Source organism: Microbacterium sp. Leaf159 (genome assembly GCF_001423615.1).
GTDB lineage: Bacteria > Actinomycetota > Actinomycetes > Actinomycetales > Microbacteriaceae > Microbacterium.
In genome coordinates, this window is sequence record NZ_LMOU01000001.1 from 776,589 (window position 1) to 799,410 (window position 22,822).

22 protein-coding genes are annotated in these 22,822 nt (G+C 68.1%); 9 read left to right on the forward strand and 13 right to left on the reverse strand.

The window, feature by feature from the left end:
- Nucleotides 1-259 precede the first annotated feature (259 nt).
- Nucleotides 260-1,570, forward strand: coding sequence for a UDP-glucose dehydrogenase family protein (locus ASF80_RS03845; protein WP_056308137.1), 1,311 nt, complete (start codon nucleotides 260-262; stop codon nucleotides 1,568-1,570).
- Nucleotides 1,571-1,644: 74 nt separating this feature from the next.
- Here ASF80_RS03845 and ASF80_RS03850 read toward each other — a convergent pair whose 3' ends face one another.
- Nucleotides 1,645-3,570: a GDSL-type esterase/lipase family protein gene (locus tag ASF80_RS03850; RefSeq protein ID WP_235559872.1), complete on the reverse strand. Its 1,926-nt coding sequence runs from the start codon at nucleotides 3,568-3,570 to the stop codon at nucleotides 1,645-1,647.
- A gap of 154 nt (nucleotides 3,571-3,724) precedes the next feature.
- On the opposite strand from ASF80_RS03850, the gene ASF80_RS03855 reads away from it, so the two are divergent.
- Nucleotides 3,725-4,294 carry a DedA family protein gene (locus ASF80_RS03855; protein ID WP_235559873.1) on the forward strand — a complete coding sequence of 190 codons (570 nt, stop codon included), beginning with the start codon at nucleotides 3,725-3,727 and terminating at the stop codon, nucleotides 4,292-4,294.
- Between the two features lie 39 nt (nucleotides 4,295-4,333).
- Nucleotides 4,334-4,510 carry a DUF5302 domain-containing protein gene (locus ASF80_RS19010; RefSeq protein ID WP_162239110.1) on the forward strand — a complete coding sequence of 59 codons (177 nt, stop codon included), beginning with the start codon at nucleotides 4,334-4,336 and terminating at the stop codon, nucleotides 4,508-4,510.
- Nucleotides 4,511-4,573: 63 nt separating this feature from the next.
- On the opposite strand, the gene ASF80_RS03860 is transcribed toward ASF80_RS19010, so the two are convergent.
- On the reverse strand, nucleotides 4,574-6,013 hold the full coding sequence (locus ASF80_RS03860) for a cation:dicarboxylate symporter family transporter (RefSeq protein WP_056311738.1): 1,440 nt from the start codon (nucleotides 6,011-6,013) through the stop codon (nucleotides 4,574-4,576).
- Nucleotides 6,014-6,173: 160 nt separating this feature from the next.
- Between ASF80_RS03860 and ASF80_RS03865 the strand changes: the two genes are divergently transcribed.
- Both ASF80_RS03865 and ASF80_RS03870 read left to right on the forward strand, forming a co-directional pair.
- Entirely contained in the window at nucleotides 6,174-7,454 is a 1,281-nt protein-coding gene (locus ASF80_RS03865) for an ATP-binding protein (protein ID WP_056308141.1), read from the forward strand.
- Nucleotides 7,451-8,149: a response regulator gene (locus tag ASF80_RS03870; protein ID WP_056308143.1), complete on the forward strand. Its 699-nt coding sequence runs from the start codon at nucleotides 7,451-7,453 to the stop codon at nucleotides 8,147-8,149. The genes ASF80_RS03865 and ASF80_RS03870 overlap by 4 nt, the downstream gene beginning before the upstream one ends.
- 92 nt (nucleotides 8,150-8,241) lie before the next feature.
- Here ASF80_RS03870 and ASF80_RS03875 read toward each other — a convergent pair whose 3' ends face one another.
- The 3 genes from ASF80_RS03875 to ASF80_RS03885 all read right to left on the reverse strand — a co-directional run bounded on the left by ASF80_RS03875 (nucleotide 8,242) and on the right by ASF80_RS03885 (nucleotide 11,544).
- On the reverse strand, nucleotides 8,242-9,594 hold the full coding sequence (locus ASF80_RS03875) for an FAD-binding oxidoreductase (RefSeq protein ID WP_162239111.1): 1,353 nt from the start codon (nucleotides 9,592-9,594) through the stop codon (nucleotides 8,242-8,244).
- An 80-nt stretch (nucleotides 9,595-9,674) separates the two neighbouring features.
- Nucleotides 9,675-10,319, reverse strand: coding sequence for an FMN reductase (locus ASF80_RS03880; RefSeq protein ID WP_056308147.1), 645 nt, complete (start codon nucleotides 10,317-10,319; stop codon nucleotides 9,675-9,677).
- A gap of 1 nt (nucleotide 10,320) precedes the next feature.
- Nucleotides 10,321-11,544 carry an LLM class flavin-dependent oxidoreductase gene (locus tag ASF80_RS03885; RefSeq protein ID WP_056308149.1) on the reverse strand — a complete coding sequence of 408 codons (1,224 nt, stop codon included), beginning with the start codon at nucleotides 11,542-11,544 and terminating at the stop codon, nucleotides 10,321-10,323.
- A gap of 108 nt (nucleotides 11,545-11,652) precedes the next feature.
- Here ASF80_RS03885 and ASF80_RS03890 point away from each other — a divergent pair, with 108 nt between their 5' ends.
- Both ASF80_RS03890 and ASF80_RS03895 read left to right on the forward strand, forming a co-directional pair.
- Nucleotides 11,653-12,810 carry an acyltransferase family protein gene (locus ASF80_RS03890; RefSeq protein ID WP_056308151.1) on the forward strand — a complete coding sequence of 386 codons (1,158 nt, stop codon included), beginning with the start codon at nucleotides 11,653-11,655 and terminating at the stop codon, nucleotides 12,808-12,810.
- Nucleotides 12,807-13,670: a serine hydrolase domain-containing protein gene (locus ASF80_RS03895; protein WP_056308153.1), complete on the forward strand. Its 864-nt coding sequence runs from the start codon at nucleotides 12,807-12,809 to the stop codon at nucleotides 13,668-13,670. Before ASF80_RS03890 ends, ASF80_RS03895 begins: the two co-directional genes overlap by 4 nt.
- Before the next feature lie 13 nt (nucleotides 13,671-13,683).
- On the opposite strand, the gene efeB is transcribed toward ASF80_RS03895, so the two are convergent.
- The 3 genes from efeB to efeU are packed head-to-tail and all read right to left on the reverse strand — an operon-like array spanning nucleotide 13,684 to nucleotide 17,199.
- Nucleotides 13,684-14,973, reverse strand: coding sequence for an iron uptake transporter deferrochelatase/peroxidase subunit (gene efeB, locus ASF80_RS03900; RefSeq protein WP_056308155.1), 1,290 nt, complete (start codon nucleotides 14,971-14,973; stop codon nucleotides 13,684-13,686).
- Nucleotides 14,974-15,019: 46 nt separating this feature from the next.
- Nucleotides 15,020-16,252 (reverse strand): iron uptake system protein EfeO, encoded by a 1,233-nt coding sequence (gene efeO / locus ASF80_RS03905; protein WP_056308157.1) that lies wholly within the window; start codon nucleotides 16,250-16,252, stop codon nucleotides 15,020-15,022.
- On the reverse strand, nucleotides 16,249-17,199 hold the full coding sequence (gene efeU / locus ASF80_RS03910; RefSeq protein ID WP_056308159.1) for an iron uptake transporter permease EfeU: 951 nt from the start codon (nucleotides 17,197-17,199) through the stop codon (nucleotides 16,249-16,251). Before efeU ends, efeO begins: the two co-directional genes overlap by 4 nt.
- A gap of 156 nt (nucleotides 17,200-17,355) precedes the next feature.
- Between efeU and ASF80_RS03915 the strand changes: the two genes are divergently transcribed.
- On the forward strand, nucleotides 17,356-18,360 hold the full coding sequence (locus ASF80_RS03915; RefSeq protein WP_056308160.1) for an isopenicillin N synthase family dioxygenase: 1,005 nt from the start codon (nucleotides 17,356-17,358) through the stop codon (nucleotides 18,358-18,360).
- Nucleotides 18,361-18,369: 9 nt separating this feature from the next.
- Here ASF80_RS03915 and ASF80_RS03920 read toward each other — a convergent pair whose 3' ends face one another.
- The 3 genes from ASF80_RS03920 to rpsO all read right to left on the reverse strand — a co-directional run bounded on the left by ASF80_RS03920 (nucleotide 18,370) and on the right by rpsO (nucleotide 20,032).
- Entirely contained in the window at nucleotides 18,370-18,732 is a 363-nt protein-coding gene (locus tag ASF80_RS03920; protein WP_056308162.1) for a transcriptional regulator, read from the reverse strand.
- Nucleotides 18,725-19,606 (reverse strand): hypothetical protein, encoded by an 882-nt coding sequence (locus tag ASF80_RS03925; RefSeq protein WP_157520970.1) that lies wholly within the window; start codon nucleotides 19,604-19,606, stop codon nucleotides 18,725-18,727. Before ASF80_RS03925 ends, ASF80_RS03920 begins: the two co-directional genes overlap by 8 nt.
- Nucleotides 19,607-19,762: 156 nt before the next feature.
- Nucleotides 19,763-20,032, reverse strand: a complete 270-nt coding sequence (gene rpsO, locus ASF80_RS03930) for a 30S ribosomal protein S15 (protein WP_017203073.1) — start codon at nucleotides 20,030-20,032, stop codon at nucleotides 19,763-19,765.
- 185 nt (nucleotides 20,033-20,217) lie between these two features.
- Between rpsO and ASF80_RS03935 the strand changes: the two genes are divergently transcribed.
- The gene (locus ASF80_RS03935; RefSeq protein ID WP_056308166.1) at nucleotides 20,218-21,510 is read left to right on the forward strand and encodes an MFS transporter; all 1,293 of its coding nucleotides are present in this window, start codon (nucleotides 20,218-20,220) and stop codon (nucleotides 21,508-21,510) included.
- Nucleotides 21,511-21,541: 31 nt separating this feature from the next.
- Here the strand turns inward: ASF80_RS03935 and ASF80_RS03940 are convergent, their stop codons facing one another.
- Nucleotides 21,542-22,096 (reverse strand): YceI family protein, encoded by a 555-nt coding sequence (locus ASF80_RS03940; RefSeq protein WP_056308168.1) that lies wholly within the window; start codon nucleotides 22,094-22,096, stop codon nucleotides 21,542-21,544.
- Nucleotides 22,097-22,277: 181 nt separating this feature from the next.
- Nucleotides 22,278-22,646 carry an FKBP-type peptidyl-prolyl cis-trans isomerase gene (locus ASF80_RS03945; protein WP_056308170.1) on the reverse strand — a complete coding sequence of 123 codons (369 nt, stop codon included), beginning with the start codon at nucleotides 22,644-22,646 and terminating at the stop codon, nucleotides 22,278-22,280.
- Between the last annotated feature and the right edge of the window lie 176 nt (nucleotides 22,647-22,822).

The window sequence follows — 22,822 nt, forward strand, 5'->3', positions numbered from 1 at the left end:
ATGTCGCCTGCGCTGGCCACCAGTAGAAAGCCACCCGACGACCCGCCGAGGAACCCACCACAGGGGACCAGCTCTCCGCCGATCGCTCCATGAGTCGATATGAAGTTGTGCAGCCGACAGACGTCGACCTCGTCCAGCCTACCAGCGGCGCCCCGGAAACCCTCTCGACCGTGCGATCCGGATGTTCGGACACGCGTCGTCCACACGTCGTTCACCGACCGGATGCCGGCCCGTGAGGAGCATCCGCTGTCCTGGCACCATGCGCATGTCAGTGATCGGATGCGGGTACCTCGGTGCCGTGCACGCCGCAGCGATGGCCTCGATCGGACACGACGTCGTCGGGATCGACGTCGATGCACAGAAAGTCGCGGCGCTGGCAAGCGGCACAGCGCCGTTCTTCGAGCCTCAGCTCGCAGAGCTCCTGCAGGAGGGCCTCGCGTCAGGTCGATTGAGATTCAGTACCGAGATGTCGAGTGCGACGGGGGCCGCGATCCACTTCATCGCCGTCGGCACTCCGCAGGTCCCGGGCGGGCATGCCGCAGATCTGCGGTTCGTCGACGCGGCCGTGACTGCACTGCTCCCCCACCTGCGCCCGGGAGACGTGGTGGCCGGCAAGTCGACGGTGCCCGTGGGGACGGCCGAGCGGCTGAGCGCGGCGGTCGCCGAGACCGGCGCGACGCTCGTGTGGAACCCCGAGTTCCTCCGCGAGGGCTGGGCGGTGCACGACACGATCTCGCCCGACCGCCTTGTGGTGGGTGTGCCGTCCGGGAGCGACGGCGAGCGTGCTGCGGATGCGCTGCGCGAGGTGTACCGCCCCGCAGTGGAGGCCGGCACACCGTTCCTCGTGACGGATCTGGCGACGGCAGAGCTCGTCAAGGGCGCGGCCAATGCCTTTCTCGCCACCAAGATCTCGTTCATCAACGCGATGGCCGAGATCGCGGAGGCCTCTGGCGCCGACGTCGCGCTCCTCGCGGATGCCCTCGGACACGACACCCGCATCGGGCGCCGATATCTGGGCTCAGGGATCGGATTCGGCGGCGGCTGCCTCCCGAAGGACATCCGTGCCTTCGCCGCCCGCGCCGAGGAGCTCGGACGCGGTGAGGCCGTGGGATTCCTCCGGGAGGTCGACTCGATCAACCTCCGGCGACGCGAGCGAGCTGTGCAGCTCGTCGTCGACGCCCTCGGGGGTCTGGTGTTCGGACGCCGGATCGCGGTGCTCGGCGCCGCGTTCAAGCCCTTCAGCGATGACATCCGCGACTCGCCCGCTCTCGACGTCGCCGTCAGGCTGCGCGGCCTGGGCGCAGACGTGGTCGTCACCGACCCGGCCGCTCTCGACAACGCCGCGGCGGCGCACCCCCAGCTCGGCTACGCGACCGAACGCGACGACGCGCTCCGCGACGCGGATGCCGTGGTGATCGTCACGGAGTGGGATATCTACCGCCGCGAGATGACTCCCGAGCACGCCGGGTCGCTCGCCGCAGGCCGAGTCATCGTCGACGGCCGGAACTGCCTCGATGCCGCCGCCTGGCGGGCCGCGGGCTGGGCGTATCACGGCATGGGACGCCGCTGATCGAGCCGGGTCGCACGATCGGGCGGTCCCCCGACCCGACCGCCTGAGCCGTCTGGGCGTTCGCCCGGGTCGCGTCAGCTCACCCGCACCCCGCTGCGCGAGGTCGACCGGCCCAGGTACACGTAGTCGTCGTGCTTCGCGCTGCGCCCATCGCCCGCGGCCCGACCGTGTATCCGACGCCACACCCACGGCAGTGCGTGTCTCCGCCACCACAAGCCCGCACCGATCGGCTCGTTCTCGTGCAGCGCCGCATCGAGAGCGCCGAGCGCGTCCGCGTGCGGGACGGCCAGCATCTCGCCCGCTCGGTACGCGAGGAAGCGGTGACCTCGGCTGCTCAGATGCACGAGGTCCTCGCCCCAGTTCGATCGGTCGGGAAGGGAAGGATGCAGATCGGTGTCGATCAGGATCGCCCCGGTGCGGGCGGCGATGCCGGCGAGCGCCGTCGCGAATGCAGCGAATCGGCGGGAGTAGATCGCAGCCGCCCTCCGGCGAGGGAGGAAAGGCGTGACCAGCACGACATCGGCTCCGATGTCGCGGAGTCGCCGGACTGCGCCCTCGACCTCTGCGGCGAGCGCGGGCACGTCGGCGGTGGGCTTCACCAGGTCGTTCGCCCCGATGAGGATCGACACGAGATCCGGTTCGAGTTCGAGGGCGCGCGGGAGCTGGATCTCGCAGACGTCCCGGACCCGCTTCGATCTGATCGCGAGGTTCGCGTAGTGCAGTCCGCCGCGAGCGGCGAGCAGCAGTGCGAGGCGGTCCGCCCATCCGCGCAGGGCTCCGTCCGGCGCCGGATCGCACAGCCCTTCGGTGAGGGAGTCGCCCATCGCCACGTAGCGGTGCCAGCGACGAGGATCGACGGGAGCAGCGATCTCAGGGCGGGTCAGGCGACGCGCGCGGAGCCCCGAGTCCACGGCGCGAAGCGTCCGTGCCTCGTCGAAATGGCCGAGCAGCTGGTCGCACACGCTCGACCAGCTGCGCCCCTGCACTGCCTGGTGTCCTGCCTCGCCGAACGCCCTGCGCTTGCGACCGTCTCCGGCGAGGTCGGCGACCCTCATCCGCAGATCCGCCAGGTCTCCAGGTCGGTACAGCCATCCGTCGATCCCCATCCGCACCAGGTCCAGGGGACCGCCACGTCCGGTGGCGACGACGGGGACCCCGCTCGCGTGCGCCTCCTGCAGGGTCTGACCGAACGTCTCGCTCTCCCCCGGGTGCACGAACACGTCGAACGACGCGGTCGCCGCGGCGAGCGCTTCTCCCTCGAGATGGCCGAGGAAGAGCGCGTGGGGCATCAGGGCGGCCAGCTTCATCCGGCTGGGCCCGTCCCCGACGATCACGAGTCTTGCTCCGGGGATGCTCTGCAGCACAGCGAGGTCCTCGACCTGCTTCTCGGGCGCGAGGCGGCCGACGTATCCGATCACGACATCACCGCCCCACTCCGCTCGCAGCGTCTCGCTGCGTCGGGAGGGCTGGAACCGTTCGGCGTCCACACCTCTGCCCCACCGACGTACCCGATCGACTCCGAGAGAGGTGAGACGCTGCGCGGAGTCGGCGGACGGCGCAAGCGACAGGGTCGCGCGACGGTGGAGCCGGGCGATGTGAGCATGCGCGACACCGGTCGTCACGGGTACCCGGTATCTCTCGGTGTACGCGGCGACATCGGTCTGATACGCCGCGACCGCGGCGACGTCGAGACGCTCTGCGGCGAGCGCTCCCCTCCAGCCCAGCGCGAACGGCGAGGCGAGGTGCACGACGTCGGGCTGGAAGCGACGGAGGGATGCGGCGACGCGGTGCGCTGGCGAGGTGCCCACCCGCACGTTGCGGTACCCGGGGAGGGCAACGCTCGGGATGGGCTCGATGGCAGCACCGTCGATCTCGGTGGGCATGCCGACGGCATCCGGCGCGATCACGTGCGCCTCATGGCCTGTGCGCTCGAGGTGCTTCAGGATCTGCAGGACGGACCCGGTGACACCGTTCATGTGCGGAAGGAAGGACTCTGTCACGATCGCGACTCTCACATGCCCAGGATGCCGCCGACGACGGGTGCCGACCGCGTGAAACCCCTCAGAGCACCAGAAGTTCACCGGATGCTGGATCGCGCGTCACCGGCTATCCGGTCGTTGGTTCCCGTTCACCTGCGCCGAGCACTCTGGAGCCGTGTCCGATCTGCTCGCCGGCCCCTGGGCCCTCGCCGTCATGAGCCTCCTTGTCCTCGGCGACTCGTTCTTCGTGGTCGTGCCGGGGGAGATCGCGGTCACGGCTCTCGCGGCGGTCTCTCAGTCATCGGGGGCGCCACCCCTGTGGGCGGTGATCGTCTGCGCGGGAGTCGCGGCCGCCGCGGGAGACACTGCCTGCTATCTGATCGGTCGCACGGTCGGGACGGAACGGTGGCGGTGGATGCGGGCGCCTCGCGTGCGCCAGGCTCTCGCCTGGGCAGGGCGACGACTCGACGGCGGAACGGCCACCGTGCTGTTCACAGCCCGCTTCGTTCCGTTCGCACGCCTGGCCATCAACCTCGTCGCCGGCGCCTCGCGCATACCTCCCGGCCGATATCTGTGCCTGGTGGGCGTGGCGGCCTTCGGGTGGGCCGCCTATCAGGCGTCCGTGGGCGCCATCGTCGCCGCTCTCGTGCCCGGTGGCCCGGTGGTGGCCGTCGTCGTGTCCGTGGCGGTGGCAGTCGGCCTCGGTGCGGTGATCGACCTCGTCTCCCGCAGAGCGCGGAGGTAATCCACCCACCCGTCGGAGGCGTGCCCTAGGCTGGCGAACATGAGCACCGAAGAAGGCGCCTCCTCCAGCGAGGACATGAAGCGCAAGTTCAAGGAAGCGCTCGAGAAGAAGAACGCGCACCACAGGCAGGGCGAGGCCCACCTGGACGGCGACTCCGCCGTCCACGGCGCACCCGCCCCGCAGACGCGGCGCGAGTTCCGACGCAAGAGCGGTTGACCACACGGATGCGGGAGCCGGCGACTGCCGGCTCCCGCATCCTTCTTCTTCCCGGCCCGAGGCTCAGTTCTGTGCGGCGCGGAGACGCGCCCGCTCCTCTTTCGCAGCCATCTCGTCGAGGGCAGACTCCTTGAGACCCTGCACGTCGACGGCCTTCCGCTCATCGACCATCCCGTGCTCGTCGACCCCGTCGAGCTGCGACTCCTCGAACGGAAGCGCGCCGCTGAGCACCTGCTGAACGCGATCACGATCGATCTGACGCGTCCACGTGCCGATCAGGAGCGTGGCGACCGCGTTGCCGGTGAAGTTGGTGAGCGCTCGCCCCTCGGACATGAACCGGTCGATACCGACGATCACGCCGACACCGTCGACCAGATCGGGACGGTATGCCTGCAATCCACCGGCGAGCGTCGCGAGTCCCGCACCTGTGACGCCGGCGGCTCCCTTGCTCGCGATGATCATGAACACCAGCAGCCCGATCTGCTCGCCGATCGACATCGGCTGCCCCATCCCCGTGGCGATGAACAGCGACGCCATGGTCAGGTAGATCGCAGTGCCGTCGAGGTTGAAGGAGTACCCCGTCGGCACCGTGATGCCGACGACCGGCTTCGATACGCCGATGTGCTCCATCTTCGCGATCAGCCGCGGGAGCGCGGACTCCGACGACGAGGTGCCGACGATGAGCAGGTACTCACGTGCCAGGTACTTGACGAGGCTGAAGATGTTCACCCTGGTGACGGCGAAGAGCAGCGTCCCGAGCACCACGACGATGAACAGGAAGCAGGTGATGTAGAACGCGATCATGAGAACGCCGAGGCTCCAGATCGCCGCGATCCCCGTCTTGCCCACCACCGCTGCGATCGCTCCGAACGCGCCGAGAGGGGCGAGCCACAGGATCATGCCGAGGATGCGGAACACGAGCTTCTGGAGGTTCTTGACCGCATCCATGATCGGCGCGCCCTTCTCGCCGAGCCCCTGGAGCGCGAAGCCCACGAGCAGGGCGATGAACAGCACCTGCAGGACGCTCTCACCGGTGAACGCCGAGAAGAAGGTCGTCGGGATGATCCCGAGGATGAACTCGGTGGTGGTCTTCGCCTCGGTCTCGGTCGCGTCGTAGCTCGAGTTCGCCATGTCGAGGCCCGCACCCGGGTGGATGATGTTGCCGACGACCAGGCCGATCGCGAGCGCGAACGTGGACATGACCATGAAGTAGAGCAGCGCCAGACCGCCGATCTTCCCGACGGTCGCCGCCTTCGCGATGGACCCGACGCCGACGACGATCGTGCAGAAGATGATCGGCGCGATCATCATCTTGATCAGCGACACGAAGCCCTTGCCGATCGGCTCGAGACTCTGGCCGACCTCCGGCCAGATCAGGCCGACCGCCGCGCCGAGCACGACGGCGATGATCACCGACACGTACAGCCAGGTGTGCCGATCCCAGGCCTGCTTGCCCCGCCGCCAGTGGAATCCGGGAAGCGAGAACCCTGTGGTGATGGCCATGTTTTCCTCCTTGATCATGAACGTCTTCGTCTCATGCCCGCAGGCGCCGTCGCCTTCGGTAAGCTCACCGTCGCGGACTTCCCCCGGCAGCACCATTTGTGGTCGTATTGGTCACCACCGATATCCGGACTCCGCGATCACCGACGATCGGAAGGACGCGATGAGACACGCGCGCGACACGAGGAGCACCGCTTCCCGGGTCTTCCTGGTGCTCCTGGCTGCCGCGATCGTGGTCGGCGCTCTGGTGGCCGTCTTCCTCGTCGTGGATGCGCAGCGCGCCACCCACGCGGAAGCCGAGCGGGTCACGGCGGCGACAGCGGTGACGCTCGCGTCGTCCCCTCTCGTCGTCGAGGCTCTTGCGACGGAGGACCAGGCGGACGCGACCCGTGCGCTCGAGCCGTACGCTCTCGATGTCATCGCAGACGCCGATCTCGACTTCGTGACGATCATGACGCGCGACGGCACTCGGCTCACACACCCCGACGTCGACCAGATCGGCGGGGAGTACCTCGGCACCATCCCCGACTCGCCGCGCACACTCACCGAGGTCTTCACCGGCACCCTCGGCCCTTCGGTGCGCACCATCGTGCCGGTGGTCGCATCGGGTGGCGAACTGCTCGGCTGGGTGTCATCCGGCGTGACGATCGAATCCATCTCCGAGACCCTCGTGCGTCGGCTGCCGCTCTCGATCGGCATCACCGTCGGTCTCGTGGCTCTCGGCGCTCTCGGCGCGTGGGTCGCTCGCCGGTTCACACGGGGCATCGCGGGAGACCTGCCACCGGGTCAGGTGAGGGATGCCGTGTCGTCATATGAATCCCTGCGCACCCTGGGCGACGCGCTGCGCGCTCAGACACACGAGCACGGCAACCGCATGCACACGGCGGTCGCGCTTCTCGAGCTCGGCCGTGACGAGGAGGCGATCGAGATCCTGACCGAGACCTCACGCCAGAGCCAGTCGCTCGTCGACCAGGTCACCGCGCGACAGGCTGGCGACCCCGCCGTCGGCGCCCTGCTTCTCGGCAAGGCGTCGCAGGCAAAGGAGCGCGGGATCGACTGGCGGGTCCGCATCGACCCGGCCACCCCCGCTTCCCCGCTCTCCCCCGTCGACAGCGTCGCCGTGCTCGGCAACCTGATCGACAACGCCATGGATGCCGCCGCCACCGGCGCCGAGCGCTGGGTGGAGGTCTCGCTGCGCCCCTCGAAGGACGGCGGAATCGTCCTCGAGGTGTCCGACGGCGGTGACGGCATACCCTCCGAGCTGCGCGAGCGCGTCTTCACCCACGGCTTCTCGACGAAGCCTGCAGGCGCCCAAGGGCGCGGAGTCGGCCTCGCCCTCGTCCGCGCGGTGGTCGTCGGGGTGGGCGGCACCGTGGAGCTCTCCGCTCATCCGACCACGTTCACCGTCATCCTTCCGTCGGCGAGAGGACGCAGGAGCCCATGATCCGCACGCTGATCGTCGATGACGACGCTCTGACACTCGAGCTCCACCGCTCGTACCTCGAGAGGATCGACGGCTTCGTCGTGGGTGGGGAGTGCACCGGCGCCAGGGCGGCACTGACCGCCGTGCTCGATCAGCCGCACGACGAGCCGTTCGACCTGGTCCTCCTCGACATCACGATGCCCGACGGCTCGGGCATCGATGTGCTCCGTGGGCTCCGCGCCCGATCCGCCGCCGTGGACGTGATCGCGATCACCGGCGTGCGCGACGCGGAGACCGTCCGGCAGATGGCCGCTCTCGGCGTCTACCAGTACCTCGTCAAGCCGTTCCCCTTCGCGGTTTTCCACGAGCGTCTGACCGCTTATCGCAACCATCGGAAGCAGGCGCGGTCGACCGCCGGAGAGGCGACCCAGGCCGAGATCGATGCGCTGCTCGGGCGCACGACGGGGACGATCCCGATTCCCAAGGGGCTGTCGCCCGCGACACTGCAGAAGGTGACGGCAGAGCTGCGCTCCTCCGGCGCCGCTGTCTCGGCGAGCGAAGCGGCTGCGCGGCTCGGGATGTCACGCGTGTCCGTGCGGAGGTACCTGGAGCATCTGACCGATTCGGGCATCATCACACGCAGCGCCCGCTACGGCGCACGTGGACGCCCCGAGACGGAGTACCGCTGGACTCGACGCGTCGACGGAGACGACTGACGCCGGCGCCGCACCCGCGTCCGTCCCGATCTTCCGGACGACGCGTCTTTCTGCCGGATGCGGCCCGCTGTCAGACCGGTGTCTGACCGATCTCAGCGCGGGAGCCGCCCCTCGTGGATCAGGGAGTCGGGGTCGGCGGCAGCCCTGAGGGCGCGCAGGCGGTCGACCGCCGCCGGGTCGCCGCAACGCTCGAGAGTCTCGCCCGGACCCAGGAACGTCGGGACCGTGTGTGGAGCGATCGCGTGCGCCAGCACCTCACGAAAGCCCGCCATACTCGCCTCCCCCGGTTCGCTCGGCGCCCCGGGGAAGACCGGCACCAGGGCGTGGAGCAGCCAGCCGGCGCCCTGAAGTGTCGCGAATCCCGCGCGTCGGGGTTCATTCAGCACACCACCGAGCATCCGGATGTCGATGCCCATGATCGGCCACTGCTCCGGCAGCGCGCGGAAGCGGAACAGTTCGTCGATCGTCTCGTCGTCGAGCGACGAGAGCGCAGCAGAGACACCCTTGCCCGGCGTCGGCTCGGTCGGTTCACCACTCGACGCCGCGACAGTCTTCGGCGATGTGGCCCCCGAGACCTCACGACGGACCGTGCCCACTCGCCGCACCTGCTCGATCAGCTCATCGGCGGCTCCGACCGTGGACAGCGCCTGCACGGTCACGAAGCTGCGTCCACGGATCTCGTCGGGAAGCTGCGGAGCGTCGGGCATGCGCATCGAGTTCACGAACACGTTGAGCGATGCAGGGGCCCCCGCGGACAGATCGCGGACGGCCCGCATCACCGGCCCCGCGTCTGCGGCGTCGAACGTGAGCTCGGTTCCCCAGAGCGTCGGTGCGGGAACCAGGTCGATCTCGAGGGACGTCACGATTCCGACGACGCCGCCCGCTCCGCGAAGCGCCCACATCATCTCGGGGTCGCTCTCATCGTCGACCCGCTCATGGGTCCCGTCGCTGCGCAGCACCCACGCGGCCCTGAGGTTGTCGGATCCGAGTCCCGCCGTGCGACTGAACCAGGAATGGCCGCCACCCAGGGTGTACCCCGCGACGGCGACGACCGGGCTCGTACCGGCAGGAGCCACCCATCCTGTTCCTTCGAGCGCCTCGACGACGGCGCCCCAACGGACGCCGCTGCCGACGCGGACCACGCCCGAACCGAGGTCGACCGACAGCTCGTCGAACGCCGCCATTCGGACGATGAGGGCGCCGGCCAGGTCTCCGCCGGCGCCGTGCCCGGTGGGCTGCACCGCGAGCGTCACGCCCCCGTCGCGAGCGGCGTCGAGCAGAGCGCGCAGATCGCGCAGATCGGCCGGTGCGGCCACGCCCACCGGATGCTGTTCGATCGCCAGGTTCCACGGACGACGCGCCGCGTCGAAGGAATCGTCGCCGGGGAGGATGAGGGCGCCGCGCAGAGCATGCCGTGCGGAGTCGAGCACAGAACGAAGGGCCATGAGGTCACCGTACGACGCCCTTCGGACATCGTCTACGGCCTCATGGCCCTGCAGTCGTTCCCGGTCGAGCCGGGGATCGGTCATTCGCCGGCGAGACCACCGAGCATGTGACCGATCGACCGCCCTTCACCGAGGTAGGTGGCCGGATCGTACGGATCGGCGACCGCGGTCGTCTCGCGCCGCGCGATGGCATCGGCCAGTTCACGCGCGCCCTTCTCGACCCGTTTCGCGAGCGGGGCGACGTCGTCCCCGGCTCCTCCCCAATCGCTGGATGCGGCGAACACGCCGGTCGAGACGGCCTCGGCGTGCAGGTAGGCGAACAGAGGGCGGATCGCGTAGTCGATCGCGAGCGAGTGCCTAGCGGTGCCGGCGTTGGCGCCGATCAGCACCGGCTTGCCCGTGAGCGCGTCGGGATCGAGCACGTCGATGAACGACTTGAACAGTCCGTTGTAGCTCGTCGAGAAGATCGGCGTGACGGCGATCAGGGCGTCCGCCGACACGACCGTGTTGATGGCGGTCTCGAGTGCCGGCGGAGCAAACCCGGTGAGCAGGTTGTTCGTGATGTCATGCGCGTAATCGCGCAGCTCGATCACGTCGATGCTGGCGTCGATGTCGTGCGCGGCGAGCGCCTTCACGGTCTCGGCCGCGAGACGATCCGCGAGCATCCGCGTCGACGACGGGTTCGAGAGCCCCGCGGAGACCACGGCGATCCTGCGAGTGGCCATCTCAGGCTTCCTTCCGGCTCAGTCCGAACGCGGCACCGGCCGGAGCCGGGGTGTCCTGGTACGGCGAGTCGCCGGTCAGGTTGTCGCCGCGGTTCGCGCCGGGGCGTGCCTGACGCGTGGGACCGTCGCCGAACTCGGCCTTCACCCGCGACGCGTGGGTCGGGGCATCCGGCACGCTCGCCGGGCGATCCTTCGCGAGCTCCTTGCGGAGCACCGGCACGACCTCCGAGCCCAGGATGTCGAGCTGCTCGAGCACCGTCTTCAGCGGAAGGCCTGCGTGGTCGATCAGGAACAGCTGGCGCTGGTAGTCGCCGTAGTGCTCGCGCATAGCGGCGTAGCGGTCGATGACCTGCTGAGGCGATCCCACCGTGAGCGGGGTCATCTCGGTGAAGTCCTCCATGCTCGGACCGTGACCGTAGACCGGGGCGTTGTCGAAGTACGGGCGGAACTGGTTGACCGCATCCTGCGACTTCGCGGCCATGAACACCTGCCCGCCGAGCCCGACGATCGCCTGCTCCGGCGTGCCGTGTCCATAGTGCGCGTAGCGCTGGCGGTACAGCTCGATCAGGCGCTGGTAGTGCTCCTTGGGCCAGAAGATGTTGTTCGCGAAGAAGCCGTCGCCGTAGTACGCGGCCTGCTCGGCGATCTCGGGCGTGCGGATGGATCCGTGCCACACGAACGGAGCGACGCCGTCGAGCGGGCGGGGAGTCGAGGTGAAGCCCTGCAGCGGGGTGCGGAACTTGCCCTCCCAGTCGACGACGTCCTCACGCCACAGCTTGTGCAGCAGGGCGTAGTTCTCGATCGCGAGCGGGAGACCCTGACGGATGTCCTGTCCGAACCAGGGGTAGACCGGCCCGGTGTTGCCGCGGCCGAGCATGAGGTCCATGCGACCGTCCGAGACGTGCTGCAGCATCGCGTACTCCTCGGCGATGCGCACGGGGTCGTTCGTCGTGATGAGCGTCGTCGAGGTCGACACGATGAGTCGCTCGGTCTGGGCGGCGAGAGCCGCCAGGAACGTCGTGGGGCTCGAGGACCAGAACGGAGGGTTGTGGTGCTCGCCGATCGCGAAGACGTCGAGACCGACCTCTTCGCTGTGCTTGGCGATCGCCAGCGTGGCTTTGATCCGCTCCTGCTCACTCGGCGTGACGCCGGTGGTGGGGTCGCGGGTGATGTCGCTGACCGACATGATGCCGAACTGCACCGGGACGCCTGCCTGCTCACTCATGATTGCTCCGTCTTCTCCGAACCGATGTCTTGCATCCGGTTCTATTCATTTGAATGTATCTGAGTCAACGCGATGCGAGCAACTTTATTCCCCGAGTAGCCTCAGAGGATGAACACCGCCGGAGCCGACACGACGAACCCCGCCACCGGATCCGTCCCGAAGCCCCGCAAGCGTGTTCCCTTCTGGGACAACGCACGCTACGCGTGCATCGTCCTCGTGGTGCTCGGCCACGCGATCCAGCGCCTCACCTACGACTCCGACATCGCGCTCGCGGCATACCTGGCGCTCTACGCCTTCCATATGCCTGCGTTCGCGATCATCTCCGGGTACTTCTCCAAGTCGGGCTCCCCCACCCGCGTGCAGATGGCCCGTGTCATCACGGACATCCTGCTCCCGTACGTCATCTTCGAGTTCCTCTGGACCCTGACGAAGTGGCTCGTCGAAGGACAGGCCGACCCGAACTTCACCAAGCCGTCGTGGACGCTCTGGTTCCTGCTGGCCCTCGGCATCTTCCGTCTCGTCCTTCCCTACCTGGCGCTGCTGCGCTGGCCCCTGTTGTGGACCGTCATCATCTCGATCGGAGTGGGATACCTCCCGAACGTCGACAGCACGTTCTCGCTCTCGCGGACGCTCGGTCTGCTGCCGTTCTTCGCGCTCGGCTGGTGGCTGCGCGAGCGCGATGTCGTCGCGCGTTTCCGCCTGCTCGACGCGCGTCCCTGGTGGGTGCGGCTCGTCAGCCTCCTGGTGCTGGGCGCCGCCGGATTCGCCGCCTGGAGATGGATCGACATCTGGAAGCAGGTCGACCTGCGCCACTGGCTCTTCTACGAGGACGCATACGCGGATCTCGGCGGAGAGCAGTGGTGGGCCGGCGGTGTGCGCATCGCTCTGATGCTCCTCGCGGTGCTCCTCAGCGTGGCGTTCTTCGCCCTCATCCCCCGCGGCACCCACTGGTGGACTCGATTCGGTCAGTACACGATGTACGTCTTCCTGCTGCACTCCTTCGTGCTCTACCCCTTCCGCGAGTCCGGTGCACTGCGCGATCTCGACCCGACGTGGCTGTGGCTGCCCCTCGTCACACTCCTCTCGGTGGCTCTCGCCCTGGCACTGGCCACCAAGCCCGTGCGCTGGCTGTTCCGTCCGCTCGTCGAGCCTCGCCCTCGGTGGCTCTTCCGGGATCCGGAGCTCGCGGGCCGCGAGGGTCATCGCAGCGATCCCACCGGATCCCGTCGGCCGCGCCAGACCGCAGCCGCTAGCCTGAAGGAGTGACTCGAGCCCACCAGATCCGCGACCGGCTCGTGGATCATGCGGATGCATCGGGGTTCGGCGCCCACGGTCTCCACGTCCGCGTCGGCAGCGATGTCGCAGAGCACCGGTGGACCCCCGACGTCCGCGAGGAGATCCACTCCGTCGCGAAGGGCGTGTGCGTGCTCGCCGCAGGCCTCGCCGCCGACGAGGGCCTCATCTCGCTGGACGCTCCGGTGGCCGAGTACCTGCCGGACTTCGTGCTCGGCGACCGCGTCGATGAGGTCACGCTTCGACAGCTGCTGTCCATGTCGAGCGGCATCGACCTCCCCTGGTCCGAGACCCTGATGACCGACTGGCCGGATCTCGCGCGCGAGTTCCTCTCACGCCCGTCGCGCGGGCGCGTCTTCCAGTACTCCAACGCCAGCACCTACACCGCCATGACCGTACTCGCCACGAGAGTCGGCGACATCGTCGACTTCCTGCGCCCGAGGCTGTTCGAACCGCTCGGCATCGACGACCTGGAGTGGGAGCGGTGCCCTCGGGGACGGATCGTCGCCGGGAGCGGCATCGCCCTGCGCACCGAGGAGCTCTCACGCCTGGGACGACTCGTCCACGACCGAGGCGAGTGGGAGGGGCGACGCCTCGTGCCCGCTTCGGTGATCGACGCGATGCACTCCGACTGGGTGGTGGCGGGCGCGAACCCCGCCTACGAGCGCTATGCGCTGGCGGGGTGGGACGGCCCAGGCACTGCGTGGCGTCTGCACGGCGCCTACGGGCAGCTGCTGATCTTCTGCGATGACGCGGTCGTCACCATCACGGCGGATGACCACTTCGGCGCGGACGCGATGTCCGCGTTCGTGGTCGAGACCCTCCGCGCCTGATCGCGGTCTCGCGTCAGGAGAAGAGCTCGGCGCCGACGTACGACCCCGGCGTCGCACCGGCGGGGATCGCCCAGATCCCCGAGCCCACGTGCCGGATGTACTCGTTCATGAGATCCGTGGACAGCCGTCGCTGGAGGGTGATGAACTGCGCGGGGTCGCGCTGATACGACAGGAAGAACAGCCCGGCGTCAAGGCGCCCGAGGTCGTTGTTGCCGTTGACGTAGTTGAACCCGCGGCGGAGGATGCGGATGCCGTCGTTCTGATCGGGGTGCGCCAGGCGCACATGCGCGTTGCTGTCGATGGCCGAGGTGCCGAAGTCGGGTGCGGTGAACTCGTCACCGCCCGACAGCGGCGCCCCCATGCCCTTGTCTCGCCCGATGATCGCATCCTGCTCGGAGAGCCGCACGCGATCCCACGTCTCTATCAGCATCGCGATCTTGCGGGCCACCAGGTACGAGCCGCCCTTCATCCATGCGGGCTCGTCGGACGGCCCCACCCAGACGTTCTCGTCGAGAGCGGCGGAGTCGTCGGCGAGGATGTTCGCGGTGCCGTCCTTGAACCCGAAGAGGTTTCGCGGGGTCGCCTGATCCGATGTCGTGCGGGAGGTCTTGCCGAAGCCGAGCTGCGACCAGCGCAGCTTCGCACGCCCGAAGGCGATGCGGCTGAGGTTGCGAATCGCATGAACGGCGACCTGAGGATCATCCGCGCAGGCCTGGATGCAGAGATCGCCGTGGGACGTCTGCGGATTCAGGTCGTCGCCGAGGAAGGCGGGCAGACGCTCGAGGGCGGCAGGGCGTCCTGCCGCGATGCCGTACCGGTCGCCGTCCTCGTTCTCGAACAGTCCGGGGCCGAAGCCGATCGTGATGGTGAGACCTGCCGCGGGCAGCCCGAGCGCCTCTCCGGTGTCATCAGGCGGGACCTCGGCATCGCCGCCGACCGCACCGGTTGCGCTCACCTCGAGGCCCTGGGTCATCCGAGAGGCGGCGTACGTCCAGTCCTGGAGCAGCGTGATCAGGTCATCGCGATCGGTGCGGGGCATCATGTCGAACGATGCGAAGTGCAGGTGCTCCTGCACGGGTGTGGTGATGCCGGCCTGATGGGCACCGAAGAAGTCGTATGCGTTTTCGGCATCGGCATGGGCCCTGGCACGGCCGAGAGCGACTCCGCCGGTCAGCCCGGCTCCCACCCCGACCGCCAGAGAGGCCACCCCGCCGCCGAGCGCCAGGCCGAGGAGTCCTCGTCTGCTGAGACCTGTCGGCGCGGTCGCCGCGGCCGCCTCCTCCGTCACGGAGTCGGCGGCCACAGCATCCTTCGAGCTTTCTTCCACCTGCGAGATCGTACCCGTCGGATCAGTCGAGGACTGTGCCCGTGAGCTGCGACAGCGGCTCGGCGAGGGCGTTGATGAGGTCGGTGAACTCGCGCTTGTCGGCATCGGTCAGCTCTGCGTATCCGACGAAGCCGTCGGCGAGCGAACCGTGAGCCGCCAGGGACGCCTCGAGAGCCGCGTATCCGTCCTCGATCTCGGTGACGAGCGCCTCACCCTCGTCGCCCTGCGCCGTGGCGAAGTCCTGCACGAGCGAGAACGCCATCTTGGAGCCTTCGACGTTCGCCGCGAAGTCGTAGAGGTCGGTGCCGGACCACCAGTCCTCTTCGCCGGAGATCTTTCCGGTCGCGACCTCATCGAGCAGCGCGATCGCGCCGTTCGAGATGCCGCCGATGCCCTGGTCGTCGAGCGCCGTGGTGAAGTCGTCCGAGTGCACGTAGTCGTACAGCTCCTGCACGTCGGCGAGCAGCTGGTCGCCGTACTCGGCTCGCTCCTCGGCTGTGGACGGCGCCCAGTCCTGCCAGGCAGGCGTCTCGCCGTCGGCGTTGAGCGCGTCCTGCGCGGGTACCCAGAGGTCCTTCTCGATGCGGTGGAAGCCCGTCCAGTCCAGCCCCTCGGCCACGGCATCCACCTCGCGGTAGTCGATTCGCGGGTCGAGGGTGCCGAGAGCCTCGGCGACGGGCTCGATGCGCTCGTAGAAGGCTCGCGTCTGCGGGAAGAGGGCGCGTGCCGTCTCGTCGTCACCCGATTCGTAGGCGGCGACGAGGTCGTCCACCGAGGGCACGAGCTGTCCGACCTGGTCCTTCACGAACGCGGCGTACAGATCGACGGCCTGCTGCTTCTGCTCGGCGTCCTCGCCTGCGACCGCGACGCGGTCTCCGGTCACCGTGAACTCCGACTTGCCGATGCCTTCACCGATCATGCCCGGCTTGCAGAGCGTGAAGTACTTCCCCGGCTGGGCCACGACCGTCAGGGTCCGCGACGCGGAGGGTGCGATGTTCTCGACCTCTCCGACGATCCGCAGTCCGTCGTCCGCGAGCAGATAGAACTCGGACGTCTGACCGCTGTCGTTCGTGACGTCGAACGTGAGCGTTCCGCTCTTCGCGGTCGCGCCCGACACAGCGCACTCCGAGTCGGTCGACGAGACGTCGAAAGCCGCGCCGGCCGCGACGTCGCTCTTGGCGACGCAGCCGCTCAGGAGGAGTGCGGCAGCTCCGGCGGCTGCGACGGCACCGAGGATTCGGCGAGAGGTGGTCATGCTGCTCCTTGCTGGGTGAGAGTGGATGCCGACGCGTCCTCGTCTGCGGAGGTCGGCGGACGAGGCGTGACGGCCCGACGGGTGCGGAGCCCCCGGACGAAGAAGAATCCGACGACGGCCAGATAAAGGGCCCATGCGGTGACCTGGAGCCACGTCATACGCGGCATGAACCCGACGGTCGCCTGGAGGATCGTCGCCCAGACGCTGTCAGGGGCGATGACGTTCGTGACATCGAACGCCCACCCGAACGGGAAGGCCGCCCAGCCGAGGGCGACGGCACCCGTCGCGGCATCGATCGGGGCGACGGCGGTGAAGGGACCTGGCAGCGCACCGGCCTCCTGCAGGTCCATGATCGCGTAGGCGAGCACGCCCGCCGCGACGATGACGAGGAAGCCGCTCGTCCAGGTGAAGAAGCGACGGAGATCCAACCGCACGGCACCGCGCGCGAGGAGCCATCCGATCACGACGGCGGCGAGAAGACCCAGCACCGCGCCGAGCAATGCCGAGGGTGCGTCTCCGAAGGACTGCACCATCGACCACAGCAACAGCGTGGTCTCGATCCCCTCCCGCGCGACCGAGACGAAGCCGATCGCGATCAGGGCCCAGATGCCGCCCTGCGTGAGAGCGCGGTCGAGCCCGCCCTCGAGCGTCGCCTTCATCGTGCGGCCGGCCTTCTGCATCCAGAAGATCATCCACGTGACCATGCCGACGGCGAGCAGCGAGAGCAGCCCGCCGATGAGCTCCTGCGCCTCGAACGTCAGGGAGTATGCACCGAACGTGAGAATCGCTCCGATCCCCAGAGCAAGGGCGATCGCAAGCGCCACACCCGCCCAGAGCCGGGGTAGTGCGTCACCTCGGCCGAGGCGCCGGAGGTAGGCGACGAGGATGCCGACGACCAGCGCGGCTTCAAGGCCTTCGCGGAGACCGATGAGGAATGTGGCGAGCACGGAGGGAGACTCTCTGAGAAAGAATGAGGTAAGGCATCCCTTACCTCAGAGAGATTAGCACCCCGTCCGCGCTGTCCTTTCACCCGCACCTGCGACCGGCGGTAATTCGACGCAATACTCGACCGCACTCCCCTGCAGCCGATCTACGCTCGGTGGATGGCTGATCTCTCGCTTCCCATCCTCGACCTGTCCCAGCTCGATGCCGGCCCCGAGGCCGCCGCGCGGTTCCGCGACGACCTGCGGGCAGCCACCCACGACGTGGGCTTCTTCTATCTCACCGGCACGGGCATCTCCCCGGAGCTCGAAGCGCGCCTGCATCGGGCCGCGCTCGACTTCTTCGCTCTGCCGGACGAGGACAAGCTCGCGATCGAGAACGTCAACAGCCCGCACTTCCGCGGGTACACCCGCATCGGCGGCGAACGGACCCAGGGCAAGGTCGACTGGCGCGAGCAGATCGACATCGGCCCGGAGCGCGAGCCCATCGAGGGCGGACCGGCGTTCAACCGTCTGGTGGGTCCGAACCTGTGGCCGGCAGCGCAGCCCGAGCTCAAGGCGGTCGTCACCGAGTGGCACGACACGCTGACCGAGATCGCGCAGAAGCTGCTGCGCGCCTGGGCCACGACCCTCGGGGCCGAGGAGACGTACTTCGACGAGCCGTTCCGCGACCCGTCGACGCTGATCAAGATCGTCCGCTATCCGGGCACTCATGAGCCGGAGCCCCAGCAGGGCGTCGGAGCGCACAAGGACTCCGGTGTGCTCACCCTGCTCTGGGTCGAGCCGGGCAAGGGCGGACTGCAGGTGGAGCGGAACGGTGAGTGGGTGTCGGCTCCTCCGGTGCCCGGCGCGTTCGTCGTGAACATCGGCGAGCTGCTGGAGTATGCGACCGGCGGCTACCTCAAGGCGACGAACCACCGCGTGATCTCCCCCAGGGCGCCGGAAGAGCGCATCTCGATCCCGTTCTTTTTCAACCCGGCGCTGGACCAGCAGCTGCCACTCCTCGAGCTGCCGGCGGACTTGGCCGCCGAGGCGACCGGCATCACCGAGGATCCGACCAACCCCATCCACGCCACCTACGGGGAGAACGCGATGAAGTCCCGGTTGCGCGCGCACCCCGATGTGGCAGCGATCCACCACGCCGACCTGGTCGGTGCGAAGGCCTGAGGCCGGCGGCTAGCCGCTTTCGTCACTCCGGGTCATGCCCCAGGGCGACTGCCGTCCGCCGAGCTCGACGATCTCTCGGAGCGCATTCAGGTGGCCGTTGAACGCCTGCCGTCCTGTTTCGGTGGAGCGGACCCATGTGCGGGGACGGCTCCCGGCCTGCCCCTTCCGCGTGGCGACATAGCCCGTCGACTGAAGATGGGTTATCGCCTTGCTGAGCGCGGAGTCGTTGGCCTGGAGGACACGGGCGAGGGTTCCGAAGTCGAGCTCGACACCATCTGCGAGTGATGCCAGCACCGAGAATCGGATCGGCGACGAGAAGTTGTCATCGAGCCGGATTCGCGGATGCTGCCCACGCGAGCCGACGTCAGCCACGGTCGTTCGCCCGGGCACGCAATGGACGCGATACGACGAACCCCGCGATCGCCAGAGCTCCTGCGGCCACTAGCGCGACGGTGGAGTCGATGTCTACACCGAAGGATGGCGCGATGGCAAGGGCGCAGAGCACGAGCGCGCCGATGCTGATGACCATGATCTGGGGCCACCGCCACACCTCACCGAGGTACGCCAGGCCCCAGTCGCTTCTCGCTGCGATGCTCACGGTGATGAGCCCCGCACCAGCGAGGATGGTGACGATGCTGGACAGCAACGGGTCGCCGATCCCGACAGCAACGACCGCCGCGGCCAGGACGAGCCCGAGAACGAACGTGGTCACCCGCGCGGGCACCCGGAACGCGGTGGGTCCGTCGGGGCGCACCCTGGGAGCATGACGGCTCGACCAGAGCTGGACCAGGCCGATGCCCACGAGAATGAGGCATGCCGACCACGCCGGGCCCGCGAGGAGCAGGAATGATGCGTCATCCCCGACCGCGATGTACAGCACGGCAGACACCAGGATTCCCAGAACGCAGAGCGCGATCGCACCGTAGTAGAGCCAACGATTCCTGGTGAACCGGCGTTGGGCACCACCGCGCTCGGCCACCCCCGAGATGATCTGCGTGGAAGCGGCCATCAGGACGACGAGCAGCGGGACGGTGCTCGATTCGCCCGAGCGGAGCAGGCCGATGTTGCTGGTCACGAAGAGGAACACGACGGCCGCGCCGATCAGCGTCGTCCATGCCTGGAGCCGCGTGCTCACCTGGGAGTTCCGACGCTCCTCGACGGCTTCCGCTTCTTCGAGATACCGCTGAGCGATGTCCGCGCTCGGCGGTGCGAGCGCCTCCTGCCCCTGGACCGGCTTCTGCTCCATCGTCTGACCTCCGATCACTTTCCCTCAGGAAAGCTCACTACTTTCCTACGGGAAAGTACGAGAGACATCAACCCCAGAACATGACGAAGGCCGCCCCACACCTGGGACGGCCTTCTCAAGAATGTTCTGCGCGATTGTACGCTGGCTCGCTTCGCCTTATCGGCGGAGACCCAGGCGTGCGATCAGCGAGCGGTAACGCTCGATGTCGACGCTCTGGAGGTAGCCGAGCAGACGACGGCGCTGACCCACGAGCAGGAACAGGCCACGACGCGAGTGGTGGTCGTGCTTGTGCTCCTTCAGGTGCTCGGTGAGGTCCTTGATGCGCTGCGTCAGCATCGCGGCCTGCACCTCGGGGGATCCGGTGTCACCGGGGTGCGTCGCGTACTCTTCGATGATCGCCTTCTTGACGTCTGCTTCCAGTGCCATAGATTCGATCCCCTCTCTGCTTGTTGCGCGGTGCCCGACGCCTGATGCGTGAGCTCTCTTTATCCGCGGCCGATCGAACGGCAACCTGAAGAGTCTACCAGGACTCCGTGGCGCTGCGTGACCGGCGGCGGCCTCCGCTCCTCGCACCTCGGATACGCTCGGAACATGCATGACAGGCACGCGGCGTGAGCACGGCTCGCAGTCATCTGATCGATCTCAGTCCACTCAAGGCCAGCCCGGCATTCGCGCGCATGTGGACCGGCTCCGTGCTCGCCGGCATCGGCGGTCAGCTCACGATCGTGACCGTGATGCTGCACGTGTTCGCGCTCACCGGTAGCACCTTTGCAGTCTCGATGATCGCCGTGGCCGGTCTCGTGCCGATGATCCTCGCCGGCCTCTACGGTGGGATGCTCGCCGACGCGTTCGACCGGCGTCGTGTCGCCCTGATCGCCGCGACGGTGACCTTCGCGTCGACCGCCCTGCTCGCAGCCCTCACCTGGACGGGCGCCGAGACGATCTGGTGGCTGTACATCCTGAGCATCGTCAACTCGGCCGCGAACTCCGTCGGAATGGCGACCCGTACCGCCATCGTTCCGCGCCTCATCCCCCGGGACCTGCTGGCCGCGGCATCCGCGCTCAACGGCGTCGCGTTCGGTCTGACCGTGATGGCGGGCCCCGCCCTGGCCGGGATCCTCGTCGCCCTCACCGGATACGGGTGGACCTACACGATCGACGTCGTCCTGATGCTCTCGATGTTCCTCGGGCTCTGGACTCTCCCGACGTTGCGCCCCGAAGGCGAGATCGTGCGCCCAGGACTCGCCTCCCTCGTCGACGGGTGGAGGTTCCTGAAACGAGCGAGCAACATCCGCACGCAGTATGTCATGGACATCATCGCGATGACCTTCGGCCAGCCGCTGGTGCTGTTCCCGGCACTCGGCACCGTGCTGCTCGGCGGCGGCGCGGTGACAACGGGCATCCTCACAGCCGCGGTCGCCGTCGGGACCTTCGCGTCGAGCCTGTTCTCGGGGCGCGTGGTTCAGTACCGATGGCACGGAAGAGGTATCGAGCGAGCGGTCGAGGCGTACGGCGCATCGATCCTCGCGTTCGGTGTGGTCCTGCTGATCGGCGCGTTCTCGGATCCGGCGACGGAGAAGATCCCGAACGTCGCACTGATCGTCGCCGCGTGCATCGCCCTCGCCCTGTCGGGCGCGTCCGACAACGTCAGCTCGATCTATCGGAACACGATGATGCAGGCGGCCGTGCCGGACACCATGCGCGGACGACTGCAGGGCGTGTTCATCATCGTCGTCGCCGGGGGACCACGGATCGGCGCACTGTACGCGGGAACACTCGCGTCGATCACGACGCTGTGGTTCCCGCCTCTGCTCGGCGGATTCCTGGTGATCGCTCTCGTCGCACTGCTCGCACGACGCAGCTCCCGGTTCCGGGCCTACGACGCAGAGAACCCCGAGCCCTGAGGGCCCGGGGTTCTCTGAGATCACCTGGTGATCAGTCCTGCTGCAGCGCGCCCTGCAGGTCGAGGCTGATCGTGACGTCCTTGCCGACGAGCACGCCGCCGGTCTCGAGCGCCGCGTTCCAGGTCAGGCCGAAGTCCTCGCGGTTGATGACGGTCTTCGCCGAGGCGCCGGCCTTGTAGTTGCCCCACGGGTCGGAGCCGAAGCCGCCGAAGTCCAGCTCGAAGCTGACCGGCTTCGTGATGCCGCGGATGGTCAGGTCGCCGTCGACGAAGAGCTCGCCGCCCTCTGCGCGTGCACCGGTCGAGACGAACTCCATCGTCGGGAAGTTCTCGGTGTCGAAGAAGTCACCCGAACGGAGGTGCGTGTCGCGACCCTCGTCCTTCGTGTCGATCGAGGTGACGTCGACGCTCGCCTCGACGCGGGCCTCGAGCGGGTTCTCGGGAGCGACGAGAGTCGCGCTCTTCACACCGAAGGTGCCGCGCACCTTGGAGATCATCATGTGGCGCACGCTGAAGGTGACCTCGCTGTGCGACGGGTCGAGCACCCAAGTGCCTGCGCGGTAGCCGGGAATGTCGATGCTGGTCATGGTTTCTCCTCGGGAGACATCAGCCGCACTGTGCGGCAACGGATGAGGGGCCGTGTTCACGGCGTCACGGGTTACAACTTACATGCAGATGCATGTATTCCCCTGAATGCCGAAGTTCTTCGCCTACTCATGACGAAGGCGCCGGCCCTGACGGGGACGGCGCCTTCCTGTGTCGAGCGACTCAGCCGACGGCGACGAGGTCGATGATGAAGATGAGGGTCTTGCCGGACAGGAAGTGTCCACCTCCGACGGGCCCATATGCCAGGTGCGGCGGGATGACGAGTTCGCGGCGTCCGCCGACCTTCATGCCGGGGATGCCGTCCTGCCAGCCCTGGATCAGGCCGCGAAGCGGGAACTGGATGGTCTCGCCACGACCCCACGAAGAGTCGAACTCCTCGCCGGATTCGAACTCGACACCGGCGTAGTGAACGGTCACGGTGTCGCCGGGCTTCGCCTCGGTGCCGTCTCCTTCGATGATGTCGCGGATCACGAGCTCCGCGGGAGCGGGACCGGTGGGGGCGTCGAACTCAGGCTTTGTGCGATCAGTCATGCTTCCATCCAACCCGAGCCTCGGGGCGCGGGTCAACGCGGTGACGACTGCTCAGAGCGAACACGGGACTCGCCCGGCAGAGCGGGAGCCGACCGCCGGCTTCCACGAAGGTCTTGACACTCGCCCACACCGGGTGCACCCTGTTTACAGACCAACTCAGCGCCCGGTAGACATGC